This is a genomic window from Micromonospora sp. NPDC023633 (assembly GCF_040640035.1).
In the GTDB taxonomy this organism is placed as follows: domain Bacteria; phylum Actinomycetota; class Actinomycetes; order Mycobacteriales; family Micromonosporaceae; genus Micromonospora.
On the sequence record NZ_JBFABB010000237.1, the window covers coordinates 1 to 4,763 of the forward strand.

Genomic DNA, 4,763 nt, shown 5'->3' on the forward strand with positions numbered 1-4,763 from the left:
GCGCGGCGGGCGTGGTGACCGGCGGCGGCGCGGTGGGGGCGGGGCCGAGCGAGCCGGACCGGGGCGCGGCGCAGCCGGCGGGCAGGAGTGCGGCGGCGAGTAAGGCGGCGACGGCCGCGTGCCGTCTCATCCCGCACCGTCCGGTGCCGACGGCCGTGGCGCGGCCGGCAGGTCCAGGCGGAAGCGGGTGACCACCCCCGGTTCGCTGTGCACGCCGAGCCGCCCGCCGAGCAGGTGGGCGTTGTCCCGGGCGATGGCCAGGCCCAGCCCGCTGCCCCGACCGGAGCGGGCCGGGTCGACCTTGTGGAAGCGGTCGAACAGGCGCGGCAGGTGCCCGGCCGGGATGCCCGGGCCCTGGTCGGTGACCTCGAAGACGACCAGCGGCCCGTCGCCGGCCACGGTGGCCCGGATCTCGCCGGCGCCGTGCTCGACCGCGTTGGCGATGAGGTTCGCCAGCACCCGCTCCAGCCGGCGCGGATCGGTGCGCAGCGGGACCGCAGCGCCGGCCACCAGCACCCGGTCCGACCAGCCGCGCGCCGCGACGATCGCCCGCAGCAGCGCGACCGGGTCGACGGCGGCGACGGCGAGCCGTTCCCGCCCGGCGTCGAGCCGGGAGATTTCGATCAGGTCCTCGACCAGCCGGCGTAGCCGGACCACGTCGGTGACCAGCAGTTCCGCCGCGCGTCGCGCGTCGGCCGGCAACTGGTCGAGGTGGTCGTGCAGCAGCGACGCCGCGGCCACCAGGGCCGTCACGGGGGTACGCAGCTCGTGCGCCACGTCGGCGGTGAACCGCCGCTCCCGGACCTGGGCGGCCGACAACGCCTCGATCTTCGACTCCAGCGCCTGCGCCATCTCGTTGAACGACGCGGCCCAGACGCTGAACTCGTCGCGTCCCCGCACCGGCAGGCGGGTGTCGAGCAGCCCTTCCGTGAGGGCGCGTGCGGCCCGGCTGGCCCGGCCGACCGGCTCCAGCGTGCGACGGGCGAGCGTGTGCCCCACCCCGGCGGCGAGCAGCACCACCAGCACCCAGCCGGCCAGCAGGGCCGTCCGCAGCTGGTCCAGTTCGGCGGCGAGGTCGTCCTCGACGGTCACGACGTACAGCTCGGCCGTCGAGCCGGGGACGCGGCCGCCGACCACGAGCAGCCGGGGCCGAGCTTCCGGCGAGGACCGCTCGTAGCCGAGCTGTCCGGCCGCGACCGTGGCCCGTAGCCGGGCGCCCAGCGGTGGCGCGTAGGCCCGGTGGGAGGGCGACTCCTCGCCGTCGACCAGCACCACGTGCCGGCCGCTGCCCTCGAAGCTGGTCAGCAGCTCGCCGCGACGCTGCTCGGTCAGCGGCAGGAACTGGCCGGCCAGGACGAGCCGGTAGCGGGCGTCGGCCGCGGCCTGGTGCAGGGAGGCGTCGTAGCGGGCCTGCCGCAGGAGCAGCCAGGACCCGCCGGCCAGCAGCCCGGCGGAGACGCCGGCAACGAGCACGAAGGCGATGGTCAACCGGCGCCGCAGGCGGCCCGGCGGGACGGCGCGGCCGGCCATCGCGTACGCCCCTCAGCCCGGCGACAGCTTGTAGCCGGCCCCGCGCACGGTGAGTACGAGCCGGGGGTGGGCGGGATCGTCCTCGACCTTGGCGCGCAGCCGCTGCACCGCCACGTCGACCAGCCGCGAGTCGCCGAGGAAACCGTGCTGCCACACCCGGTCCAGCAGCAGCTCCCGGGTGAAGACCTGACCGGGGCGGCGGGCGAGCTCCAGCAGCAGGCGGAACTCGGTGGCGGTCAGCGCGAGGTCCCGTCCGTCCTTGCGGACGAGGACGCTGCCCGGGTCGATCTCCAGCCCGCCGATCTCGATGAGGGTCGTGACGACGGGGGCGCTCGCGCGGCGCAGCACGGACCGGACCCGGGCCACCAGCTCGGGCAGGTCGAACGGCTTGCGCAGGTAGTCGTCGGCCCCGCACTCCAGGCCGACGACGACGTCGACGGTGTCGGTGCGGGCGGTCAGCATCAGGATCGGCACGCCGCTGGTCCGGCGGATCTCCCGGCACACCTCGAAGCCGTCCAGGCCGGGGAGCATGACGTCGAGGACGATCAGGTCGGGCGGCCGGGCGCGCCAGGCGGCGAGCCCTTCCCGCCCGTCGCGCGCGGTGTCGACCCGGAAGCCGGCGCGGCGCAGCCCGAGGGCGGTGACCTCCCTGATGGAGGCATCGTCCTCGACGACCAGCACGCGGCCCTCCACCACCTGAGGGTAGCCCCGCAACCACCCGCGCCGACCTGGCGAAACGGACGGTGTCGGGGGTCCGGCCGGCGCCGGGACCCCCGCCACCGTGGCGGTCACTGCTGCCACTGGTGCGCCACGTCGAGCACGATCCGGCTGTGCGTGCCCGGCCCGGCCAGCACGGTGACCCGGAACGGCAGGCGGGCGCGCACACCGACCGCGAAGGTCGTGTAGCCCTCGAAGCTGCCGCCGAAGACCACGTCCCGCAGGGTCGGGTGGCGCAGCAGGTTCGCGACGTGCTCACCGACCCGGTAGGGCACGGTGCCGACGTGCGTGTCGTCGTACGCCGGGGCGCGCAGAGAGACCCGCAGCAGTTCGTCGCCGGCGGTGTACGGCGACAGTGTCAGCCCCTCGCCCTCGGTCCACGTCTCGCCGTAGCCGACGGTGTAGCCGCTGACCGGACCGGCGAACTCGAACACCACCCGGTCGTAGCAGTCGTGCCGCCCGGCGCGCACGTCGACCAGCGGGGCGTCGCTCAGCGTGCCGGCCGACTTCGGCGCGCTGCCCCAGGTGATCCCGCAGTACGGCGTCCCGGTCGCCGCCGCCGTGGTGGTCGCCGCCGTGCCGGTGCCGGCACCGGCCACCAGCCCGGCGAGCACCACGGCCAGGGCCGTGAGTCCACTTCTGATCCGCATGGTCCGCTCCCGTGATCTCGTTCCTCCGTGCCCGGCCTCGTCGCCGGGCGTGGGATCCACGGTGGAACCGTTCGACGGCAGCAGCTTCGCCGTGTGGTAACGCCCCCGTAACGGACGCGGCGCAGGGGAGTCGGGCGGGCGGTCCGAGCGGGAGCGCCGGTATGACGGTTCCGTTATGCCGTATATCGGCAACCCTCGCTCTAACATTCACGTACATCGATGACCGGCGGTGGCACGCCGCCGGACAACTCAGGGAGTGCGTGTATGTTCCGACGACAACTGCTGCACGTGGCGACCGCCGCGCTGGCGGCGGTGCTGGCCGCAACCGGAATGCAGGCCGCCACCGACACGAGCGCGTCCGCCGACACGGGCGCGTCCGCCGCCCGGACCGTCTACTACGACGCCAGCCGGGCTGGCGAGTTCCGCACCAACTTCGACCAGGCCGCGGCCATCTGGAACAGCCGGGTCAGCAACGTCCAGCTGGTTGCCCGCACGCCGGGCAACGTCACCATCTACGTCGACAGCGGCTGGCCGCGCGCCCAGGTCAGCGGGCTCGGCTCCGGCTGGATCTGGATGGGCTGGACCGCCGTCAACCAGGGGTACGACCGCACCCGCATCGCCAGCCACGAGTTCGGCCACATCCTCGGCCTGCCCGACCGGCGTACCGGGCTCTGCACCGACCTGATGTCCGGCAGCAGCGCGCCGATCTCCTGCCGCAACGCGTACCCGAATTCCACCGAGGCCTCGCGGGTCAACTCGCTCTTCGCCGGCGGCCTGGCCGCGTCGGCGGTACCGGCCGCGACGTACACCTGGAACGACGACGCGGGTGACGTCGGGCCGCTCGTGGTGGGTGGCCGGCCGGCCACCGAGAACTACCCGTGGATGGTGTACGTCTCCGGCTGCACCGGCACGCTGATCAAGGCGAACTGGGCGGTCACCGCCAAGCACTGCGGGACCCCGTCCTCGGTGCGGGTGGGCAGCATCTACCGCAACAGTGGCGGCACCGTCGTCTCCGTGATCCGGGCGGTGAACCACCCGAGCGTCGACGTGAAGCTGCTGCAGCTGTCCAGCGCGGTCAGCTACGCCCCGGCGCCGATCCCGAGCACCTCCGGCGCGGTCGGCACCGCCACCCGGATCATCGGCTGGGGCCAGACCTGTGCCCCGCGCGGCTGCGGCAGCGCCCCGACCGTCGCGCACGAGCTGGACACCTCGATCGTGTCGGACAGCCGCTGCCTCGGCATCAACGGCCCGTACGAGATCTGCACCAACAACACCAACGGCAACTCGGGCGCCTGCTACGGCGACTCGGGCGGCCCGCAGGTGCGCCGGATCAACGGGGCGTGGGCGCTGATCGGCGCCACCAGCCGGGCCGGCAACAACGACTCCACCTGCGCCACCGGCCCGTCCATCTACGTGGACCTGCCGTCCATCCGGTCCTGGATCAACACCCAGGTCGGCGGCCTGCCGGTCTGACCCACCCCGGTACGGGGGGACGCCGCGTGCGGCGTCCCCCCGTACGTCGTTGCCGGTCGTGCCGCCGGGGCGTCACGCGGCGACCACCCGGAGTGCGGTACGGTGCCTGGCACACCGACCCCTTCCGAGGTGAACCATGCGTGTCGTGGCCGCGCTCGCCCTGACCCTGGCGCTCGCTCCCGCGCCGACGCCGACGGCCTCCGGCGGGCCGGTCGGTGACCTGCTCGACGGCGTCGGACGGGTCGTCGACGACCTGCTCGGGGGAGGCGGAGCGACCACCCCGGGGGCCTCCCCGACGCCCCTTCCGTCCGGCCCGGCGGCCCCCGCCCCGACGCCGGCCGGCCCGTCGACCGCGCCCGCCGCCCCGAGGCCGTCCACGTCCGCGGCCGGGTC

The 4,763-nt window shown here is 74.7% G+C and carries 4 protein-coding genes and 1 pseudogene; 2 read left to right on the top strand and 3 right to left on the bottom strand.

Annotated features, from left to right (window positions below; all coding sequences use genetic code 11):
* Positions 1–126 precede the first annotated feature (126 nt).
* The 3 genes from AB0G13_RS34045 to AB0G13_RS34055 form a co-directional block, all read right to left on the bottom strand.
* The gene (locus tag AB0G13_RS34045) at positions 127–1,530 is read right to left on the bottom strand and encodes an ATP-binding protein (protein ID WP_357883624.1); all 1,404 of its coding nucleotides are present in this window, start codon (positions 1,528–1,530) and stop codon (positions 127–129) included.
* A gap of 12 nt (positions 1,531–1,542) precedes the next feature.
* A complete protein-coding gene (locus AB0G13_RS34050) occupies positions 1,543–2,223 on the bottom strand; it encodes a response regulator transcription factor (protein ID WP_357883627.1) in 681 nt (226 codons plus the stop codon).
* A gap of 95 nt (positions 2,224–2,318) precedes the next feature.
* A complete protein-coding gene (locus AB0G13_RS34055) occupies positions 2,319–2,897 on the bottom strand; it encodes a hypothetical protein (RefSeq protein WP_357883630.1) in 579 nt (192 codons plus the stop codon).
* 264 nt (positions 2,898–3,161) lie between these two features.
* Here AB0G13_RS34055 and AB0G13_RS34060 point away from each other — a divergent pair, with 264 nt between their 5' ends.
* Complete coding sequence (locus tag AB0G13_RS34060; RefSeq protein ID WP_357883633.1) at positions 3,162–4,370, top strand: snapalysin family zinc-dependent metalloprotease; 1,209 nt, start codon at positions 3,162–3,164, stop codon at positions 4,368–4,370.
* 136 nt (positions 4,371–4,506) lie between these two features.
* A pseudogene (locus tag AB0G13_RS34065) lies at positions 4,507–4,763 on the top strand (hypothetical protein); the annotation flags it as partial.